Annotated in this window: 16 protein-coding genes; 9 read left to right on the forward strand and 7 right to left on the reverse strand. The window is 60.8% G+C overall.

From position 1 onward, the window contains the following. Window positions 1-77: 77 nt before the first annotated feature. From K3752_RS09965 to K3752_RS09975, 3 genes are all read right to left on the reverse strand, one after another. Window positions 78-1,349, reverse strand: coding sequence for an MFS transporter (locus K3752_RS09965; RefSeq protein WP_170338130.1), 1,272 nt, complete (start codon window positions 1,347-1,349; stop codon window positions 78-80). 108 nt (window positions 1,350-1,457) lie between these two features. Beyond that, the gene (queA, locus tag K3752_RS09970) at window positions 1,458-2,504 is read right to left on the reverse strand and encodes a tRNA preQ1(34) S-adenosylmethionine ribosyltransferase-isomerase QueA (protein ID WP_260066292.1); all 1,047 of its coding nucleotides are present in this window, start codon (window positions 2,502-2,504) and stop codon (window positions 1,458-1,460) included. A gap of 44 nt (window positions 2,505-2,548) precedes the next feature. After that, window positions 2,549-5,935, reverse strand: coding sequence for a DUF3971 domain-containing protein (locus tag K3752_RS09975; RefSeq protein ID WP_260063148.1), 3,387 nt, complete (start codon window positions 5,933-5,935; stop codon window positions 2,549-2,551). A gap of 68 nt (window positions 5,936-6,003) precedes the next feature. On the opposite strand from K3752_RS09975, the gene K3752_RS09980 reads away from it, so the two are divergent. The 6 genes from K3752_RS09980 (at window position 6,004) to K3752_RS10005 (ending at window position 11,682) form a co-directional block, all read left to right on the forward strand. Continuing rightward, complete coding sequence (locus K3752_RS09980; protein WP_170338632.1) at window positions 6,004-6,465, forward strand: peroxiredoxin; 462 nt, start codon at window positions 6,004-6,006, stop codon at window positions 6,463-6,465. Between the two features lie 77 nt (window positions 6,466-6,542). Further along, window positions 6,543-7,361, forward strand: coding sequence for a ferritin-like domain-containing protein (locus K3752_RS09985; RefSeq protein WP_170339424.1), 819 nt, complete (start codon window positions 6,543-6,545; stop codon window positions 7,359-7,361). A gap of 175 nt (window positions 7,362-7,536) precedes the next feature. After that, the gene (locus K3752_RS09990; RefSeq protein WP_222456820.1) at window positions 7,537-8,862 is read left to right on the forward strand and encodes a M23 family metallopeptidase; all 1,326 of its coding nucleotides are present in this window, start codon (window positions 7,537-7,539) and stop codon (window positions 8,860-8,862) included. Further along, a complete protein-coding gene (locus tag K3752_RS09995) occupies window positions 8,852-9,355 on the forward strand; it encodes a polymer-forming cytoskeletal protein (protein WP_093962377.1) in 504 nt (167 codons plus the stop codon). The genes K3752_RS09990 and K3752_RS09995 overlap by 11 nt, the downstream gene beginning before the upstream one ends. A 179-nt stretch (window positions 9,356-9,534) precedes the next feature. Continuing rightward, on the forward strand, window positions 9,535-10,224 hold the full coding sequence (aqpZ, locus tag K3752_RS10000; protein WP_170338120.1) for an aquaporin Z: 690 nt from the start codon (window positions 9,535-9,537) through the stop codon (window positions 10,222-10,224). 234 nt (window positions 10,225-10,458) lie between these two features. Beyond that, a complete protein-coding gene (locus K3752_RS10005) occupies window positions 10,459-11,682 on the forward strand; it encodes an isoprenylcysteine carboxyl methyltransferase (protein ID WP_170366273.1) in 1,224 nt (407 codons plus the stop codon). 16 nt (window positions 11,683-11,698) lie between these two features. On the opposite strand, the gene K3752_RS10010 is transcribed toward K3752_RS10005, so the two are convergent. From K3752_RS10010 to K3752_RS10020, 3 genes are all read right to left on the reverse strand, one after another. Beyond that, the gene (locus tag K3752_RS10010; RefSeq protein ID WP_260063149.1) at window positions 11,699-12,661 is read right to left on the reverse strand and encodes a DUF3179 domain-containing protein; all 963 of its coding nucleotides are present in this window, start codon (window positions 12,659-12,661) and stop codon (window positions 11,699-11,701) included. Window positions 12,662-12,783: 122 nt separating this feature from the next. Continuing rightward, window positions 12,784-13,329, reverse strand: coding sequence for a peptidylprolyl isomerase (locus K3752_RS10015; protein WP_260063150.1), 546 nt, complete (start codon window positions 13,327-13,329; stop codon window positions 12,784-12,786). Next, a complete protein-coding gene (locus K3752_RS10020) occupies window positions 13,322-13,828 on the reverse strand; it encodes a peptidylprolyl isomerase (RefSeq protein ID WP_260063151.1) in 507 nt (168 codons plus the stop codon). The genes K3752_RS10015 and K3752_RS10020 overlap by 8 nt, the downstream gene beginning before the upstream one ends. A 134-nt stretch (window positions 13,829-13,962) precedes the next feature. On the opposite strand from K3752_RS10020, the gene K3752_RS10025 reads away from it, so the two are divergent. The 3 genes from K3752_RS10025 to K3752_RS10035 all read left to right on the forward strand — a co-directional run bounded on the left by K3752_RS10025 (window position 13,963) and on the right by K3752_RS10035 (window position 16,020). After that, on the forward strand, window positions 13,963-15,153 hold the full coding sequence (locus K3752_RS10025) for a phosphoglycerate kinase (RefSeq protein WP_170370654.1): 1,191 nt from the start codon (window positions 13,963-13,965) through the stop codon (window positions 15,151-15,153). Window positions 15,154-15,212: 59 nt separating this feature from the next. Further along, a complete protein-coding gene (locus tag K3752_RS10030; protein WP_260063152.1) occupies window positions 15,213-15,557 on the forward strand; it encodes a lysozyme inhibitor LprI family protein in 345 nt (114 codons plus the stop codon). Window positions 15,558-15,720: 163 nt separating this feature from the next. Next, window positions 15,721-16,020: a septum formation initiator family protein gene (locus tag K3752_RS10035; protein WP_170338112.1), complete on the forward strand. Its 300-nt coding sequence runs from the start codon at window positions 15,721-15,723 to the stop codon at window positions 16,018-16,020. On the opposite strand, the gene K3752_RS10040 is transcribed toward K3752_RS10035, so the two are convergent. Further along, window positions 16,010-16,429, reverse strand: a complete 420-nt coding sequence (locus K3752_RS10040; protein WP_260063153.1) for a hypothetical protein — start codon at window positions 16,427-16,429, stop codon at window positions 16,010-16,012. The two genes, K3752_RS10035 and K3752_RS10040, sit on opposite strands and share 11 nt — an antisense overlap. Window positions 16,430-16,576: the final 147 nt, after the last annotated feature.

Here is a 16,576-nt window from a genome sequence, read left to right on the forward strand (position 1 = left end):
GACGTAACGTCATATAAGTCGGTTTTACAGACTTGTTACAGTAACATATTGCAACATTGACGACATAAATCCGGCGGTCAGGCAGGTTGGTGTTCTTCCTCTTCGTCCTGCGCCGCTTCGATCGCGACTTCTTGTGCAACTTCCAGTGCGACCGGCGATGCCGTCGGGTACAGCGGCGACATGGTGCCGGTCTCGTCCACGGGCACCGAGGCCCGCTGGGTCATCCGGTAGACCGCATAGACCGCCATGGCAAACAGTAGTGCGGCAATGAACAGGAAGAAGCCGGACGGCCCGAACACGGCATCCCCCATCAACCAGCCGGTGATCAGCGGGCCGGCAATTGCGCCGAGCCCGTTGATGAAAATCAGCCCGCCGGACGCGGCCGCCATATCTTCGTGTTCGAGGTAGTCGTTGGTGTAGGCGATGAGCAGGGAATACAGCGGATTGGACATGCCACCGATGACAAAGGCCGCAGCCAGCAAAACCGGGAAGTCGACCCCGAAAACCATGCCTACCGCCGCACTGATGCCGCCAACGACCGACACCAGCAGGATCAACAGGCGCCGGTCCATGCGATCCGAAAACCAGCCCAACGGATACTGCAGGACCAATGCGCCAATATAGAATGACGCCACGAAGGTCGAAATCTCGACCAGTGTCAGCCCGGCCCGCGCTCCGTAAACCGCGGCCATGCCGAACTGAGCCGAAAAGATGCCGCCCAACAGGAACATGCCGACACAGCCCAAGGGCGACGTGTCCATCAGCTGCCTGAGCGTCATCGGCTTGGTCGTATCAAAAGCCGGGGTCGGAGAAATCGACAACAGGATCGGAGCAAAGGAAACGGAAACCAGAATCGAGGCAATCACAAAGGTTTCGTACCCGGCCGGGTCCCCTGCAAGCATCAGTGCCTGCGCGCTGACAATGCCGATCATCTGGACGATCATATATAGCGACAATGCCTGGCCACGGTTTTCGTTGCTCGCGGCGTTGTTCAGCCAGCTTTCGGCGGTCACGTACACGCCGGAAAAGCAGAACCCGATGACCACACGGCCCAGCGACCACGCGATCGGATCGGTCAGCATCGGATAGCTGATCATCACGGCAGAGATGAACGACGCCAGCGCAGCGAAGACCCGCACGTGCCCGACCCGCCGTATCATCTCGGGTGCAAGTCGGGATCCGCCCAGAAAGCCCAGGAAATACGCGGACATGACAAACGACATCTGCAGGGTCGAAAACCCTTCGATCTCGCCCCGGACACCCAACAGGGTGCCCTGCAGGCCGTTGCCGATCATCAGCAGACCCATTCCAAGTAGAAGCGCCCACGCGCTGGCAAGTACCTGAAGCATGTTTGCACTCCAAATCCGCTGAACAATGGCTTTCGTTAAAGGATCAAACGATGTCCCGGTCGCGCTTGTCTACGACATTCACCAGATTCGATCCCGCGATCCCGCCCTCTAAGGGATCAAAAGCGACGCGTCACCATAGGAAAAGAAGCGATAGCCACTTTTGATCGCATGATCATAGACCCGCAGCATCCTGTCCCGGCCCATCAGCGCCGAAACCAGCATCAGAAGCGTCGATTTCGGCAGATGGAAATTGGTCATCAGCGCGTCGGTGACCTGAAACTGGAAGCCGGGGTAGATGAAGATGTCGGTCTCCCCTTCCCAAGGCTGGATCGATCCATCGCGCGCGGCACTTTCGATCAGTCGCAAGGCGGTGGTGCCAACCGGGATGACGCGGCCACCCGAGGCTTTGGTCGCCTGAATCTCGGCTGCGGCCTGCGGACTGACCTGCCCCCATTCGGCGTGCATCTTATGGGTCGTCACATCCTCGACCTTGACCGGCAGGAACGTTCCGGCCCCGACGTGCAGGGTAACATGGGTGAACTCGACACCTCGATCCGCAAGGGCCTGCAACAATGGCTCGTCAAAGTGCAGAGAGGCGGTCGGTGCCGCCACAGCCCCGGCCTGCCGCGCCCAAACGGTCTGATAATCAGTCTTGTCACGCTCGTCCGCGGGCCGTTTGGCCGCGATGTAGGGGGGTAAAGGCATTGCTCCGGCCTGCTCGAGCGCCCGGTCGAAATCATCGCCCTTCAGATTGAAGCGCAGATGGGCCTGGCCGTCGGCGACCCCTTCCAGAACCGCGCTGAGGTCGTCGGAGAACACGATCTCTTCGCCCAACCGGATCTTCTTGAGCGGTTTCAGCAATGCGCCCCAGGTGCCGTCGGCGCGGGGCTCCAGCAAGGTGGCCTCGATCGCAGCCGAGACCGGACCCTGGGCGCTGTCACGGTGACGCCGGCCGCTCAGCCGGGCCGGGATGACGCGCGTGTCGTTCAGCACCAGCCGATCACCTGGGCGAAGCCAGTCGGGCAGGTTGAACACCCTATCATCCGAGATCGCGTCACCCTGTGCCACCAGCAGGCGCGCCGAAGACCGCGGGCTGGCGGGCCGCGTGGCAATCAGGTCATCCGGCAGGTCGAAATCGAAATCACTCAGCTTCATGGCCGCGCCATACATCGCCCGAACAGATTCGGCCACACTCTGCGTCAGCGGTCCTCGCCCCGGCTTCCCACCGACGGGCTGGGTCCGTCCGGTGCGACAGGCGTTGCGTTGGGGCCGTCGGAAACGGTTGGGGCAGGTTCTCGTAGCAAGTTGCGCAGAAACAGTGGCGCCAGACCGGACAGCGGGTTCACGGACACTTGCGGGGCCGAGATCGGGCCCACCAGCGTATAGTTGAACGCGAATACGCCCTCGCCCTTCTTGGTCAGGACGCTGCCAATCGCGTTCACCATATAGATCGGAGAGATCGCGCCGCGCAGGTTCAGGAACTTTCGTTCGGTATCCACCGTCCCGTCGAAGGACAGCCCCATCGACGGTCCGACCGCACTGCCGCTGAGAATCTTGACCTCGGTCGGCGTGATCCGCATCTCGCTGTCGATTGATGAGAAGTAGATCCCCTGCCCGGCCATCTCGGTCAGTAGACCGACAAGGCTAATGGCATTCAGCAATGCCGCCATGGCCGGAGCATCCTGGATCCGAGTGTCCGTGATTTTCAGGGTCAGATCGTAGTTGCCCGGGCCAGCCACCGGATTCAACCGGAGTTGCAGCTTTCCCCCTCTGGCCTGGGTCAACAAACCGGCAGACCGCAGTACCGCACCGGCGTCCACGGATTGCAGGCTGACCGCACTGCGCGATCCGCTGGGCACAACCTGCCCCTGGACCGGGGCGCCTCCGTTGACCTGAGCGGAAAATCCACCCTTCAACCCTCCGGTCGTTTCGAAATTGCCCTTCAAACCGGTCAGGGCCACTTCCTCGGTCACCTGCAGCCGGTCCAGCGCCACATCAAGGTTCGGACCTCGACCGGATGACGCGCCGCCGCCGCTGCCGCTGCCGAACGTCGCTTTGGCCAGGTTGAGAACGCCCCCCAGAACGCGGATATCCGGCGCCGCGGCGCCACGGCCGATCAACTCGGCCGGAACAGCCAACCAATCGCCCAGTTCAAAAGAACTGAACTGAACCCGATCCAAAGCGCCATTTGCGATCGAGATCGAAGCCACCGCGCGCAATCCGGCGGCATCAATCCGCAGGCTGTCCACTCGCAGTTGATCGCCCAGCGTCGCCTCGGTGGCCAACGTGCCGGCAGTGGCTGCGGATTTTTGCCAACCCAGTTCGGGAATTGCCATTCCGACGCCGACCAGATCAGAGGTCGCGGTCAGCTTTGTCGGCTCTCCCCCTCCAATTCCAAGACTGATCTCCGCCACGCCTTGCCCGGTCAGCATACCGGACGGCAATCCCGCCTTCAGTTCATCCATCAGCCGCGGGGACAGTTCGATCTGCCCGCTGAGCGTACTGCGTTGTGCTGTCTTGCCGCCGATCGGCTGTCGCCAAGTCGCCTGTATCGGCACCTCACCGAACAGACCATCTCCGTCTATGGCCACTTGGGTCTGATCCCCGCTCAGGCGCAGTTTGGCGGCGCTGACGCGAAAGCCCGGTACAAGTTTTTCCGTATCCAGATCAATCAATTCGCCCAGAAAGTGGAACTGTGTGTCCTCGAATTTCAGCCCCTTGATCAAGGGCAGAGAGAGAGTGCCGCCCAATCGCACGCTGCCCGAAGCCAGATCAACCGGAAGGTTTGCGTTGGTCAGCAATTGCAGCGGCGCCCGGTCAAGCAACGACAAGGCCGAGGTCACACTGCCACTGGCCTGAACACGCACGATGCCTGGTGTACTCTTTTTGATGTCGGTATCGGGGATGATGAACGACGTCCCGGAGGCATCAACCGCGCCACCGTCATCGGCGATCACGACGCCCTTGCGGGCGGTCACCGTGAACCGACGGCCAATCAGCGTTGCCTGCCCACGCCCGCCTTGGATCGGCGGCAAGGTCTTGGCAAACCGAACCAGCGCATCATCGAAGTCGAAATCAAGATACAGTTCGGGCTTGGTGTCTCCGGGCCGCAGCCTCAGAACGAAGTCCATGTCCGACAGATTGCCTTCGTACACGTTCTCGGTCACCCATTTGCGCGGCTTCGGAGCCAATCGGGGCGGCCAGTAATGCAGCAGCTTATCCGATGCCATGTGCCCCAGCCGCGCGTTCAGATCCACGCTCCACCCCTCCGGCAGGCCCACAAGCTCGCCCGAAGCGCGCAACAGGTCTTCGCCATCCTCGACCACGACCTGCCCCAGCTGCAGCCGGAACGGGTTCAGGCGCACTTGGAAGTCCAGATCGGCCTGCTTGACCTCTAGCGCATCAACGAACAGGTCGGCCGGGTTCACTCGGATACCGTTCAGACGAAACTGCACCGCCATGCTTTCCAGCGCGCCGGCCTCTACACCCTTCAGATAGGCTTTGCCCTCGCCCTGTACGCTGCCCCAGCCCGACACCACGGAAACCTCGTTGAAATCCAGTACCTGCTGCGCCGGGTCATAGGTGAAATACGTGCGGGCCGAGTCGAACGGAACCGGTCGGGTCTCGGGGTTGGGCTGAACGGCCCCGGCCCCAAGGTTCAAGGTTGCAAATACCGGCCCGAGCGCGCCGGCCCCGTCGATACTGCCGCGCAATGCGCCCGAGATCGGCGTGTCCAACACCTGCAACCAGGCCAGTGCCGGGGATTGCGCCGCGACGTCGGTCGCTGGAAGATCGGTGATCGAAATCCCGAACTGCGCCTCGGGTGAGCCGAGCGTGCTGGTGTAGTTCGCTTCGATCATGCTGACATAGTCACGGCCCGCCAGCACCGAAAACCCGGTCGCCAGGCGCAGGGCGCCTTCGCTCCGCGTCGCCAGAATATGCCCGCCGTCCAGAACCCAGGACCGCCCAAGGCGCAAGTCGCGGTAATCCAGCGTGATGGCGTCAAGCTCGACCGAGGTCAGGGACGACAGGACCGGTGACAGGAACACCTGATCGGACTGTTCGATCAATTCGGCCAAGGTTGGCGCATTCTGCACGGGCGCGCTGCCGGAACCGACGGTCAGCGAGAGTGATCCGTCCTCGGCTCGGGTCAGTGCGATCTGCGCGCCGTTGAGAGTAATCCGCTTGGGCCGGACATGGCCGCGCAGCAGCGGGCGCATCGCCAGGCTGGCCTGCATGCTCGAGACCTGAGCGATCTGGCGCCCCTCGGCGTCGCTGATCGAAACATCGCTGAGCCGCAGACGCGGGCGCCATTCCTGATTGATGATAAAGCTGACATCGCCGAACCGGATCTGCAAACCGCCCAATGCATTTTCCAGCCGCGTTTCGACCCGGTCGCTCAGCCATTCCGGCGCGTGGATCCGATGGCCGAACACCATGACCCCGGACAGGACGGCCAGAAACACCAGCAGGAACACCCCGCGCAAGGCCCACAGCCCGGCTGTCCGCCGACGGGATCGGCGGCGCGGCGGTTTCCCGCCCTTCTCGGCCTGGTCCTGTTCGTCTTGCGCCAATTTGCCGTCCACGTCTTTCAACCTGCCCGAGCCGCCCTATGATACGCGGCATCACCTACAAATCCTGACCGGAGTTCAAAATGCCTGACGTTGCAGACATCGCCCCCGATTTCACCTTGCCCCGCGATGGCGGCGGCACGGTTACCCTGTCGGACCTGCGCGGTCGTCCCGTTGTTCTGTTCTTTTATCCCCGCGATGATACGCCGGGCTGCACCAAGGAATCCATCGGTTTCTCGGAGCAGCTTCAATCCTTTGCCGACGCCGGCGCACAGGTTTTCGGCATCTCTCGCGACAGCGTCGCCAAGCACGACAAGTTCGTCGCCAAGCACGGGCTGACCACTCCGCTGCTGTCCGACGAAGGTTCGACCGTGTGCGAGGATTACGGCGTCTGGGTCGAAAAAAACATGTATGGCAAAAAGTCGATGGGGATCGAGCGCTCGACCTTCCTGATCGACGCCGACGGAAAGATCGCCCGCGTCTGGCGCAAGGTCAAAGTTCCCGGCCATGTGGATGAGGTGCTGGAGGCCGTACGCGCGCTTTGACGCTGCGGGCCATCCGGTCTAAGAGGCGGCAGTTTTCATCCAACCCGAGGATTACCGTGGCCAAAACCCTGACCCAGATGGCAACCGAGGTTCTGACCACTGCGGATGGGCGGTCCAAGACCGCCCTTTCCAAACGCTATGCCGCCGAATGGTTTGCAGCGCGCAACGGCGACACCCCCGCGATCGAAGTCGGGACAGCCACGCCACCGTTGCATCCGTCGCGTCCTGACAAGCCCGAGCTGCTGTCGCCGCGCGACGTGCCGCGCCGTCGCCCCGGCTCGGAGGCTGGACGCATCGCGCTGCTGCACGCTGTGGCCCATATCGAGTTGAATGCCGTGGACCTGCACTGGGACATCATCGCACGGTTTGGACATGTGCCGATGCCGGTCGGCTTCTACGACGACTGGGTCAAATGCGCCGAGGAGGAATCGCGCCATTTCGAAATGGTCTGCGATTGCTTGGAGGCGATGGGCAGTTATTACGGCGCCCTCCCCGCCCATGCCGGGATGTGGCGTGCGGCCGAGGACACCGCCGAAGACCTGATGGGCCGGCTGGCGGTGGTGCCCATGGTGCTCGAGGCGCGCGGCCTCGACGTGACACCGGGCATGATCGACATCTTCCGCAAGGCAAAGGCCGATCAGGCCGTGGCCGCCCTTGAGGTGATCTACGCCGAAGAAGTCGGGCATGTGGCCTATGGCTCGAAATGGTTCCACTTTCTGTGCGGCCGCGAGAATGCCGACCCCAAGGACGTGTTCCACCAACTGGTGCGGCGCTATTTCCATGGCGCGCTCAAGCCGCCCTTCAACGAGGAAAAGCGGGCCGAAGCCGGCCTGCCGCCCGATTTCTACTGGCCTTTGACCGAGGATCTGCCGCCCCCGGGAGACGGGAAGCGCTGACGGAAACGCGCCGCTTTCGGCAATTTTCTGCCGATGACGTGCGGGAAAACACCGTAATTGTCGACCAATCGGTTAACAAACTTGCCCAACCGGGACCGGCCCTTTAAGCAATCGGCCCAAGGGGCGGCGATCCACTCACGACCGTTCCCGACATTGGGGATGAGAGGTAAGGCGCGTGAGAACACGTCTGGCAATCAAACTACACTCACTGCTCGAACGGCACTTCCCGGAACGCCGGGTCTTCCTGAAATCCGACAATGACACACGCTTCATCCGGCTCAGCTCGGAGACGCAGATCGTGGCGGCGCTTGGCGTTTCGATCATGGTCGGCTGGACGGCGGTTGCCACGGCGATCCTGCTGATGGACAGCATCGGGTCGGGCAATTTCCGTGAACAGGCCAAACGCGATCAGGCAACATATCAGGAGCGGCTGAACATCCTGTCGCAGGAACGCGACGCGCGGGCCCAGGAAGCACTGGCCGCACATGCCCGGTTCAACTCGGCGCTTCGGCAGATCTCGGCGATGCAGTCGGAACTGCTGGAATCCGAAAACCGTCGACGCGAGCTGGAAACCGGCATCGAGGTCATTCAGACCACCCTGCGGTCGACCATGAAGCAGCGTGAGGAAGCCCGGGCCCAACTCGCCGAGCTTCAGGAGAAATCCGATGGCGCATCGGTTGCGATGTTCGCCTCTGCCGCTCCGGCACAGATCGAATTCATGGCTGACGCCCTGACCCGGACAGCACAGCAGCGGGACCAGATCGCCACGGATGCACAGGCGGCACTGGACCAGCGCGATGAGCTTGAGCTGGAAATCCTGCTGATGCAAGAACGCAATGACGAGATATTCCGCCAGCTGGAAGAAGCCATGGTGATCTCGGTCGAACCGCTGGACAAGATGTTCCGCGAGGCCGGAATGCCCACCGACCGGATGCTTGACGAAGTGCGGCGCGGTTACAGCGGCATGGGCGGCCCGCTGACGCCGATTTCGTTCAGTACCCGCGGCGAAGAGCTTTCAGCAGACGAGGTGCGCGCAAATCAGCTTCTGCAGCAGATGGACCAGCTGAACCTGTATCGCATAGCGGCCGAAAAGGCCCCGTTTGCCACGCCGGTCAAATCGGCCTTCCGGTTCACCAGCGGCTATGGTTATCGCCGCGACCCCAAAACCGGCGGGCGCCGGATGCACAAGGGCACAGACTTTGCGGCCCCGACGGGCACGGATATCTTCGCCACCGCCGACGGTGTCGTGGCCCATGCGGGCTGGCAATCCGGCTATGGCCGTCTGGTCAAGATCAAGCACGCCTTCGGGGTTGAGACACTTTATGCCCATAACTCGAAGATCCGCGTGAAGGTCGGCCAAAGGGTCTCGCGCGGGGATCACATTGCTGATATGGGTAATTCCGGACGGTCGACCGGAACGCATCTGCACTACGAGGTGCGCGTGAACGGAAAACCTGTAAACCCAATGGACTTCATCAAGGCTGCGAACAATGTTTTCTAAAAGCAAAATCAACGAGCCCGCACCCAAGGCATCCGAAACGGCCAAGCCGGCAGCCCCGGCGCCTCAGGCGACCCCTGCCCCGACCGAACAGAAGGCCGCAAGCACCGCGCCCAAGCCCAAGCCTCCGGCATCGGTTCTGTCGTCGGACCTGCACATCACCGGCAACATCAAGACCACCGGTGACATCCAGGTCGAAGGCACCATCGAAGGCGATATCCGCGCGCATCTGCTGACCATCGGCGAAACCGCGACCATCAAAGGCGAAGTCACCGCGGACGACGTGGTCGTGAACGGCCGCATCGTGGGTCGCGTGCGGGGTCTGAAAGTACGTCTGACCTCGACCGCTCGGGTTGAGGGCGACATCATCCACAAGACCATCGCCATCGAAAGCGGCGCGCATTTCGAAGGCTCGGTTCAGCGTCAGGACGATCCGCTGAACCCAGGACGCAGCGGCAAAACCGGAGCCAATCCGGCGGCTGAAGTCAGCCAGTAAACCGCTCCGAGTACCGAGTTCCAAGAACGCCGCGGCCACTGTCCGCGGCGTTTTTCTATGCCCATCAGGCAACAATCCGTCCCCCTATCAAGACCGCAAAGCCCTGCACGCGCGATACATTTTCACAAAAGGTGTTTTTTGAATTAAACTTCACCTCGTTGAAATTGGGAGGTTTTATCATGCGAGCAAAACTGATGGCCGAATTCTTCGGCACGTTCTGGCTGGTTCTCGGCGGTTGTGGCAGCGCGGTGCTGGCTGCCGGGGTCGCCGATGTGGGCATCGGATGGCTGGGCGTGTCGTTCGCCTTCGGCCTGACGGTCCTGACCATGGCCTTTGCGGTCGGCCACATATCGGGTGGTCACTTCAACCCCGCCGTCAGCCTCGGGCTGATGATCGGTGGGCGTTTCCCGTCCAAGGATCTGCTGCCCTACTGGGCTGCGCAGGTGCTTGGAGCGATACTGGCCGCAGCCGTTCTGTACGTGATCGTCAGCGGCGCACCCGGCTTCGAAGGCGTTGGCAGTTTTGCTTCGAACGGGTATGGTGAGGCCTCGCCCGAAGGATATTCGATGATGTCGGCGCTGGTGATCGAGATCGTTTTGACCGCCTTCTTCCTTATCATCATTCTGGGCGCGACATCCGAAAAGGCTCCGGCCGGGTTCGCGCCCATTGCCATCGGTCTTGGGCTGACGCTGATCCACCTGATTTCGATCCCGGTCACCAATACGTCGGTGAACCCGGCCCGCTCGACCGGGGTGGCGCTGTTTGCCGATGGCCCCGCCTTGGCGCAGCTGTGGCTGTTCTGGGTCGCCCCGCTGATCGGTGGCGCTTTGGGAGCCGCGATCTGGAAAATGATGGCCTCGGACGAATAGAAACCCGCCCTACTAATGCAAACCCCCTCCCGGCCTACGCCGGGAGGTGACTCTGTTATACGGTTGCGTGGGCCACACCCGCGGCAAGAATTCGACCGGTCGGATCAGGGTGGTTGAATTTCCGGAACGAACCGCCAGAATTCGCAGAACTCTGTGAAAGACCTGATCATGATTTCCTGGCCAAAGTTCCGGCGCCCCGCTTCCGCAATTCCCGCATCCACCGCCTGGATTGCGATGGCTAGTATTCCGCTGGTTCATTATTTCTGGCCAGACCTCGGCGCGGTCTCTGATCGGGATCAGACTGTTCTGTTCGCTCTGACGATCTTTGCCATTCTGGCCCTATCCGAGATTTTCATAGCACGAATTCATCGCAAGCCGGGCAGCGGCTTGGTCTACAACCCGGAAAACTTCAAAGACCCGGCGTATCTGGCTGATTTCTGGATCAAACTTATTGGTCTGGCGGCCAGTCTTGTGCTGCTTGCGCTGTTCTACTCCACCGCCGACCTCTACCGGGATGAATGGTATCAGCCGTTCTTTTCGCTGTTCGGCGACTACTGGCCGCTGATCCTTGCGATTGTCCTTTCCGTTGTCACGGCGGTTCATTTCTCGATGCGGCATCCTCGCGACGGCATGTGGCATCTGGGACGTGTGGTTTTGTCTTTTGGTCGCCAATCCACCGGGGCCCGCGAGTTGAAATCCTTTCTTCTTGGGCTGGGCGTCAAAGGGTTCTTTCTGCCACTGATGTTCTGCTATCTGGTCTATGACTGGAGCTTTCTGCAGACCCGTTCGCTGTGGGATGCGCAGGACTTTCAGCAGGTCTATGCATATCTCTACCGCTTTGCCTTCTTTCTGGACCTGACAATCGTCACCATCGGCTATGCCACCGCCACCCGGCTTCTGACCTCTCATATCCGCTGGACCGAAACGACGGTGAGCGGATGGCTGGTCTGCGTGATCTGCTATGCCCCGTTCTGGCAACTGCTGTCGCGCAGCTATTTCAACTATGTCGAGGATGGCTTCGCCTGGGGTGTCTGGCTGTGGGACTACCCTGTCCTCTACGGATTGTGGGGCGGCACCATCCTGTTCTTCCTGGCGGTCTATTGCCTGACCGCCGCGCGCATGGGTCTGCGGTTCTCGAACCTGACCTATCGCGGGCTGGCCTGCGACTTTCCCTACAACATCAGCAAACACCCGTCCTACATCAGCAAGAACATCACCTGGTGGATGATTTCGATCCCGTTCATCGCGGTCGACTTCTGGGCAGGCCTGGCCAACTGTCTGGCCCTGCTGGGTGTGAACCTGATCTATTTCGCACGGGCCTGGCACGAAGAGCGCTGCCTGTCACGCGCGCCGTCCTACCGAGCCTACAAAAAGCACGTGAACGAATACGGTCTTCTGGTCCGCATCCGGCGCGGCCTGAGCGGCTGGACCCGGAGCGTTGCCAGACAGGTGAATTGATCGCGCGGCGTGCGGGTCAACGCCCTGTCATCCAGATGCCGTCGGGCCAGAAGGCGTGGAAGGCAAACGCGAACATCACATCATGCACGACATCCCGTCCGGCACCATCCGTGACGCGGATCGATCCTATGTCGCGTCCCTTGTCGACGCGCCCGGCGTCCAGAGCCGAGGCCTGCCCCGCCGACCAAACGATGACAACGCCTGCTTCTGACAATCGCCCAGCCGCACGCAATCGCGTCAGAGGCCAGGCCCGCTCACCAACCCGCACCACCCGTTCGAGCGGTTGAATACCATGCGGAGGCAGCGCGCCGTCATACAGGAACGGTCTGCGCGCGCTGTCATACCCTCGATAAGGGTTGCGCCCGTAATCCCGCGCAAAATTCGGCTCGGCCATCACCAGACCGTCGGGATTGCGCTTGCGGAACTGATCCCACCCTTCCATCCACGCTGGCAGCGCTGTCAACTGAGCACCGGTCAACTGGCCCACGATCGCTTCGCCGGTGGCTTGCTGCCACCAGCTTTCGGTTTCACGGTCATACATGATCATGTCCGAATTTCGCAGCTTGCCGGACACGCCGAAACTGAGAACCCGTCCCGGGATACGCCGATCAAAAACCAGCCCCGAATTGCACAATGGGCAATATGTAACCGCGACTGGGCGGTTGCCGATGCGATCATTCACGATCTCATGCCAGATCAGGTAACGCAGGGGATAGGCGCGCGGGCGCTTACCGGGCAGTTCCACCGTGATCACGGCCTCGGTCAGCCCCAGCCCGGTTTCCGCCGAAGCCGGGACGAACTCGGGTTTGTCGATGGCAGGGATGCCGTCTTTCGGCGGTCCGCCGGACCGGACCTCAGACCAGTCACCGATCGAGGTGACCGAAAAATCGGTTTTGGGCCATTCGTCGCGCCACAGGTTCGGGTCCGCGGACACCGCGGTTGCGCAGAACAGCAGAAGGGCAAACAGACGGCATCGCATGAGGCACCTTTGGCTACCTGCCATCGTGCGTCAGGCCGTGCGGCCGAGCCAAGCCCCTTACACAGGGACGTGAAGCGCCGTGCGCGGACAACCCGGCGCGCAATCCGCGCCGGGTCTAGGGATCATTCGGTGACGGTAACCTTGGTCATGACGTCCGGTTGGCCGACCACCGCGCCGTTCGGGCCTGTGCCGCGTTTGATCGCATCAACAACGTCCATGCCGTCGGTCACCTTGCCCACCACCGTGTACTGACCATTCAGGGTCGGGGCCGGTTCGAACATGATGAAGAACTGCGAATTTGCGCTGTTCGGATTGCTGGCGCGAGCCATTCCGACAATGCCGCGCTCGTACGGAACTTCGGAAAACTCGGCAGGCAGGTCCGGACGGCTTGAACCGCCGGTGCCGGCGCGACGCATGTCGCTGCCCAGTTTACCGTATTCCACGTCCCCGGTCTGTGCCATGAACCCCTCGATCACGCGGTGGAACACCACCCCGTCATACTTGCCTTCGGCGGCCAGAGCGGTGATCTGCTCGACATGCTTGGGCGCGACGTCTTCGAACAGGTCGATGGTGATCGTGCCGTTGGCCTCACCCTCGACTTCGATCTGCAGGCCTGCGGCCAGCGCGGGGCTGGCCAAAAAGGTAAAAACGGCGGCCAGCTTATACATCGGCGGCCACCTTGACGCTGATCATGCGGTCGGGGTTCGCAGGCGGCTCGCCGCGGGTGATGGCGTCGACATGCTCCATCCCCTCGATCACGCGGCCATAGACGGTGTATTGGCCGTTCAGGAAATGGTTGTCCTTGAAGTTGATGAAGAACTGCGAGTTGGCCGAGTTCGGGTTGGCCGAACGAGCGGCGCCCAGGGTGCCCCGGTCATGCGGCAGCTTGGAAAACTCGGCTGGAAGGTTCGGCAAGGACGACCCGCCAGTGCCAGCCATACGGATATTGAAGCCGTCTTCCAAGTCGCCGTGCTGTACGTCGCCGGTCTGCGCCATGAAGCCGTCGATCACCCGGTGAAAGGCCACGTTGTCATACTCGCCCGCGCGCGCCAGTTCCTTCATGCGCTCGCTGTGTTGAGGCGCGACGTCGGGAAGCAGTTCGATGACGACGTTGCCGTCCTTCAGCTCGATGATGATGGTGTTTTCGGGATCCTTGATCTCGGCCATGGGGCCCTCCTGTGGAATTGATTTGCGCAAATACCTATGCGCCGGACGCGAGAAAGCCAAGTGACGCATTGACCTGAGGGCAAAATGCAGGAAAAGAACCGCTTACGCGTGGTGACAACGGCAAGGATGACACGATGGGCTGGAAAACTCTGGACGACATGGATTTGCAGGGCAAACGCGTTCTTGTGCGCGTGGACATCAACGTCCCGGTTCTGGATGGCGCCGTGACCGACGACACCCGGATCCAGCGGATCGTGCCCACGGTGCGCGACATTCTGGCCGCTGGCGGCAAACCCATCCTGCTGGCCCATTTCGGCCGGCCCGGCGGTGAACGCCGACAGAACCTGTCACTGAAACAGCTGGTGCCCGCGCTGGAAGCCGCCTTTGGAACCAAGGTCCGCTTCGGAGAGGATTGCGTCGGATACGAGGCTGAAATCGCTGCCGCAAACCAGGGTGACGGCGAGGTCTTGCTGCTGGAGAACACCCGCTTTCACGCCGAAGAGACACAGAACAGCATGACCTTGGCCGAAGGTATGGCCAAGATGGGAGACATCTACTGCAATGACGCTTTCTCGGCGGCTCATCGGGCGCATAGTTCGACCGAGGCACTGGCGCGCCTTCTGCCCTCCTGCGCCGGGCGCCTGATGCAGGCAGAGCTCAGCGCACTCGAAGCCGCTCTGGGCAACCCTCAGCGTCCGGTGACCGCCGTGGTCGGTGGGGCCAAGGTATCAACCAAGCTGGATCTGCTGGGCAACCTGATCGAGAAGGTCGACAACCTGATCATCGGCGGCGGCATGGCCAACACCTTTCTGCTGGCCAAAGGGCTGGACGTTGGCAAATCGTTGGCCGAGCACGCGATGACCGATACTGCAGCCGAAATCATGGCAAAAGCAGACAAGGCAGGCTGCCGGATCGTCCTGCCCAGCGATGTTGTCGTTGCAGAGAAATTCGAAGCACACGCCCCACACAAGGTCGTCCCCGCGAACAAGTGCCCCGCAGATTCGATGATCCTGGACGCCGGGCCGGACAGCGTCGCCGCAATCTGCACCATCTTCGAACAGAGCAAGACTCTGATCTGGAACGGCCCATTGGGGGCATTCGAACTGGAACCCTTCGACGCGGCGACAAATGCCGCTGCATTGAAAGCCGCAGAACTGACGCGGGCGGGCAAACTTGTGTCGGTCGCCGGTGGCGGCGATACGGTTGCAGCCCTCAACGCCTCGGGTGCCGCGCAGGACTTCACCTACATCTCGACCGCCGGCGGTGCGTTCCTGGAATGGATGGAGGGCAAAACCCTGCCCGGTGTGGCAGCGCTGGCCCAATAACCCCATTCTAGTTGGTGATCTGCATTCGTGGCATTCTCTCACAGACCGGGAGATGGGCCATGAAAGCCGTTGCCACGTTTGCTGTTATCCTCCTGCCCAGTGTTTCTGGCGCGCAGTCCCATTGCGCCGGTCAAACTCAGATCGACGCCACTTTCTGTGCCAAAGAGAAATGGGAAATCGCTAATAAAGAACTGAACCGCCTCTGGAAAGAGGTCAAATCAGCGGCGGACAGGCGCGGAAACGGTGAGGCTTTGTTGAACGAACAGCGCGCTTGGTTGAAACGCAGGGACGCAACTTGTGACCCCGAACTCAAAAGCGATGGCAGTGCCGCGCAAATGTTCTATTGGTCTTGCATGGAAGAACAGACCCTGAATCGAAATCAGGAACTGTCCGCTTTGCGTTGAGCGGATACCTACGCGGTCATGGCTCTTCGAGCATCACTTTTTTCGTCGAATTACAAAAAGTGCGAATCGGGGGATTCACAACCCGAATCACCTGTGACATAGTGCTGACAGATGCCCGCAAAGGGCACGTTTTTGAGGCAGTATTCATACGGCGGTCAACAGAGTGTCCCGTTCCAATCGGCCCGGTCTGGGCGCAGTCGCATTCTTTTCGGTGGCTTTCATGCTGGGTGTCTATTTCACCTTTGCTGCCGTTCAGGGCGACTACGGCCTGTTCCGACGGATCGAGATTTCAGCGGAACGGGACGCTCTGTCACGCGACCTTGCGGCGCTGAACGCCGACATCGCTCGGATGGAAAACCTGACCCGACGCCTTTCGGACACCTACCTGGATCTCGACCTGCTGGATCAACAGGCCCGAACCGTTTTGGGAATGATCCGGGCTGATGAAATCGTCATCCGTTAATAAAATGCCCATGGCTGTAAGGCACGTTATAATCTAGTGCCGCTATTTCAGCGGAGAAAACATCAGCAACCAAGTCTACGTTTCTGCTACGCCAGTTTCTTCCATAGAACAGGTCCAATCGCCTTGTTTTCCGGATACCTGCTTTTGCTTGAACCTCATTTAGCGACACATCACCAATTCCGACTTCTTGCATAAGCTCACCGAATTCTGCTGCAAGTCTTTCGTACCTAATTACACGATCAACAACTATTTCTCCATCCGTCGAGTATAGGTCGAAGTCAGAAAAGAATTGTAACTGCTCTTGGCAAAATCGCGTGAACATCGCATGGGGATCGACGACTTCAATTCCACGTCTGTACATCCAAAAGTAGAAAGCCGAAACGGCCTTGTCCCACGGATTGCGTTCCACGCAAAAGCTGAAACATCCCTCCGCAATATCTGACAAATAGGTCGCGACCACTGAGTGGGGGTTGTGGGGTTGACGGGCCCGAACCTGGCCGTTTGATCGCTCTCGCAACAGTCGGACCGATTGACGCACAATGGGTCTTTTCCGGGC

The organism is Ruegeria sp. B32 (assembly GCF_025141855.1).
GTDB classification, from domain to species: Bacteria; Pseudomonadota; Alphaproteobacteria; order Rhodobacterales; family Rhodobacteraceae; genus Ruegeria; species Ruegeria arenilitoris.

Excerpts from the sequence above, each read along its gene's own strand:
- K3752_RS09965 (WP_170338130.1), bottom strand. The coding sequence starts at position 1,349 with ATGCTTCAGGTACTTGCCAGCGCGTGGGCGCTTCTACTTGGAATGGGT.
- queA (WP_260066292.1), bottom strand. The coding sequence starts at position 2,504 with ATGAAGCTGAGTGATTTCGATTTCGACCTGCCGGATGACCTGATTGCC.
- K3752_RS09980 (WP_170338632.1), top strand. The coding sequence starts at position 6,004 with ATGCCTGACGTTGCAGACATCGCCCCCGATTTCACCTTGCCCCGCGAT.
- K3752_RS09985 (WP_170339424.1), top strand. The coding sequence starts at position 6,543 with ATGGCAACCGAGGTTCTGACCACTGCGGATGGGCGGTCCAAGACCGCC.
- K3752_RS09995 (WP_093962377.1), top strand. The coding sequence starts at position 8,852 with ATGTTTTCTAAAAGCAAAATCAACGAGCCCGCACCCAAGGCATCCGAA.
- aqpZ (WP_170338120.1), top strand. The coding sequence starts at position 9,535 with ATGCGAGCAAAACTGATGGCCGAATTCTTCGGCACGTTCTGGCTGGTT.
- K3752_RS10005 (WP_170366273.1), top strand. The coding sequence starts at position 10,459 with ATGGCTAGTATTCCGCTGGTTCATTATTTCTGGCCAGACCTCGGCGCG.
- K3752_RS10010 (WP_260063149.1), bottom strand. The coding sequence starts at position 12,661 with ATGCGATGCCGTCTGTTTGCCCTTCTGCTGTTCTGCGCAACCGCGGTG.
- K3752_RS10015 (WP_260063150.1), bottom strand. The coding sequence starts at position 13,329 with ATGTATAAGCTGGCCGCCGTTTTTACCTTTTTGGCCAGCCCCGCGCTG.
- K3752_RS10020 (WP_260063151.1), bottom strand. The coding sequence starts at position 13,828 with ATGGCCGAGATCAAGGATCCCGAAAACACCATCATCATCGAGCTGAAG.
- K3752_RS10025 (WP_170370654.1), top strand. The coding sequence starts at position 13,963 with ATGGGCTGGAAAACTCTGGACGACATGGATTTGCAGGGCAAACGCGTT.
- K3752_RS10030 (WP_260063152.1), top strand. The coding sequence starts at position 15,213 with ATGAAAGCCGTTGCCACGTTTGCTGTTATCCTCCTGCCCAGTGTTTCT.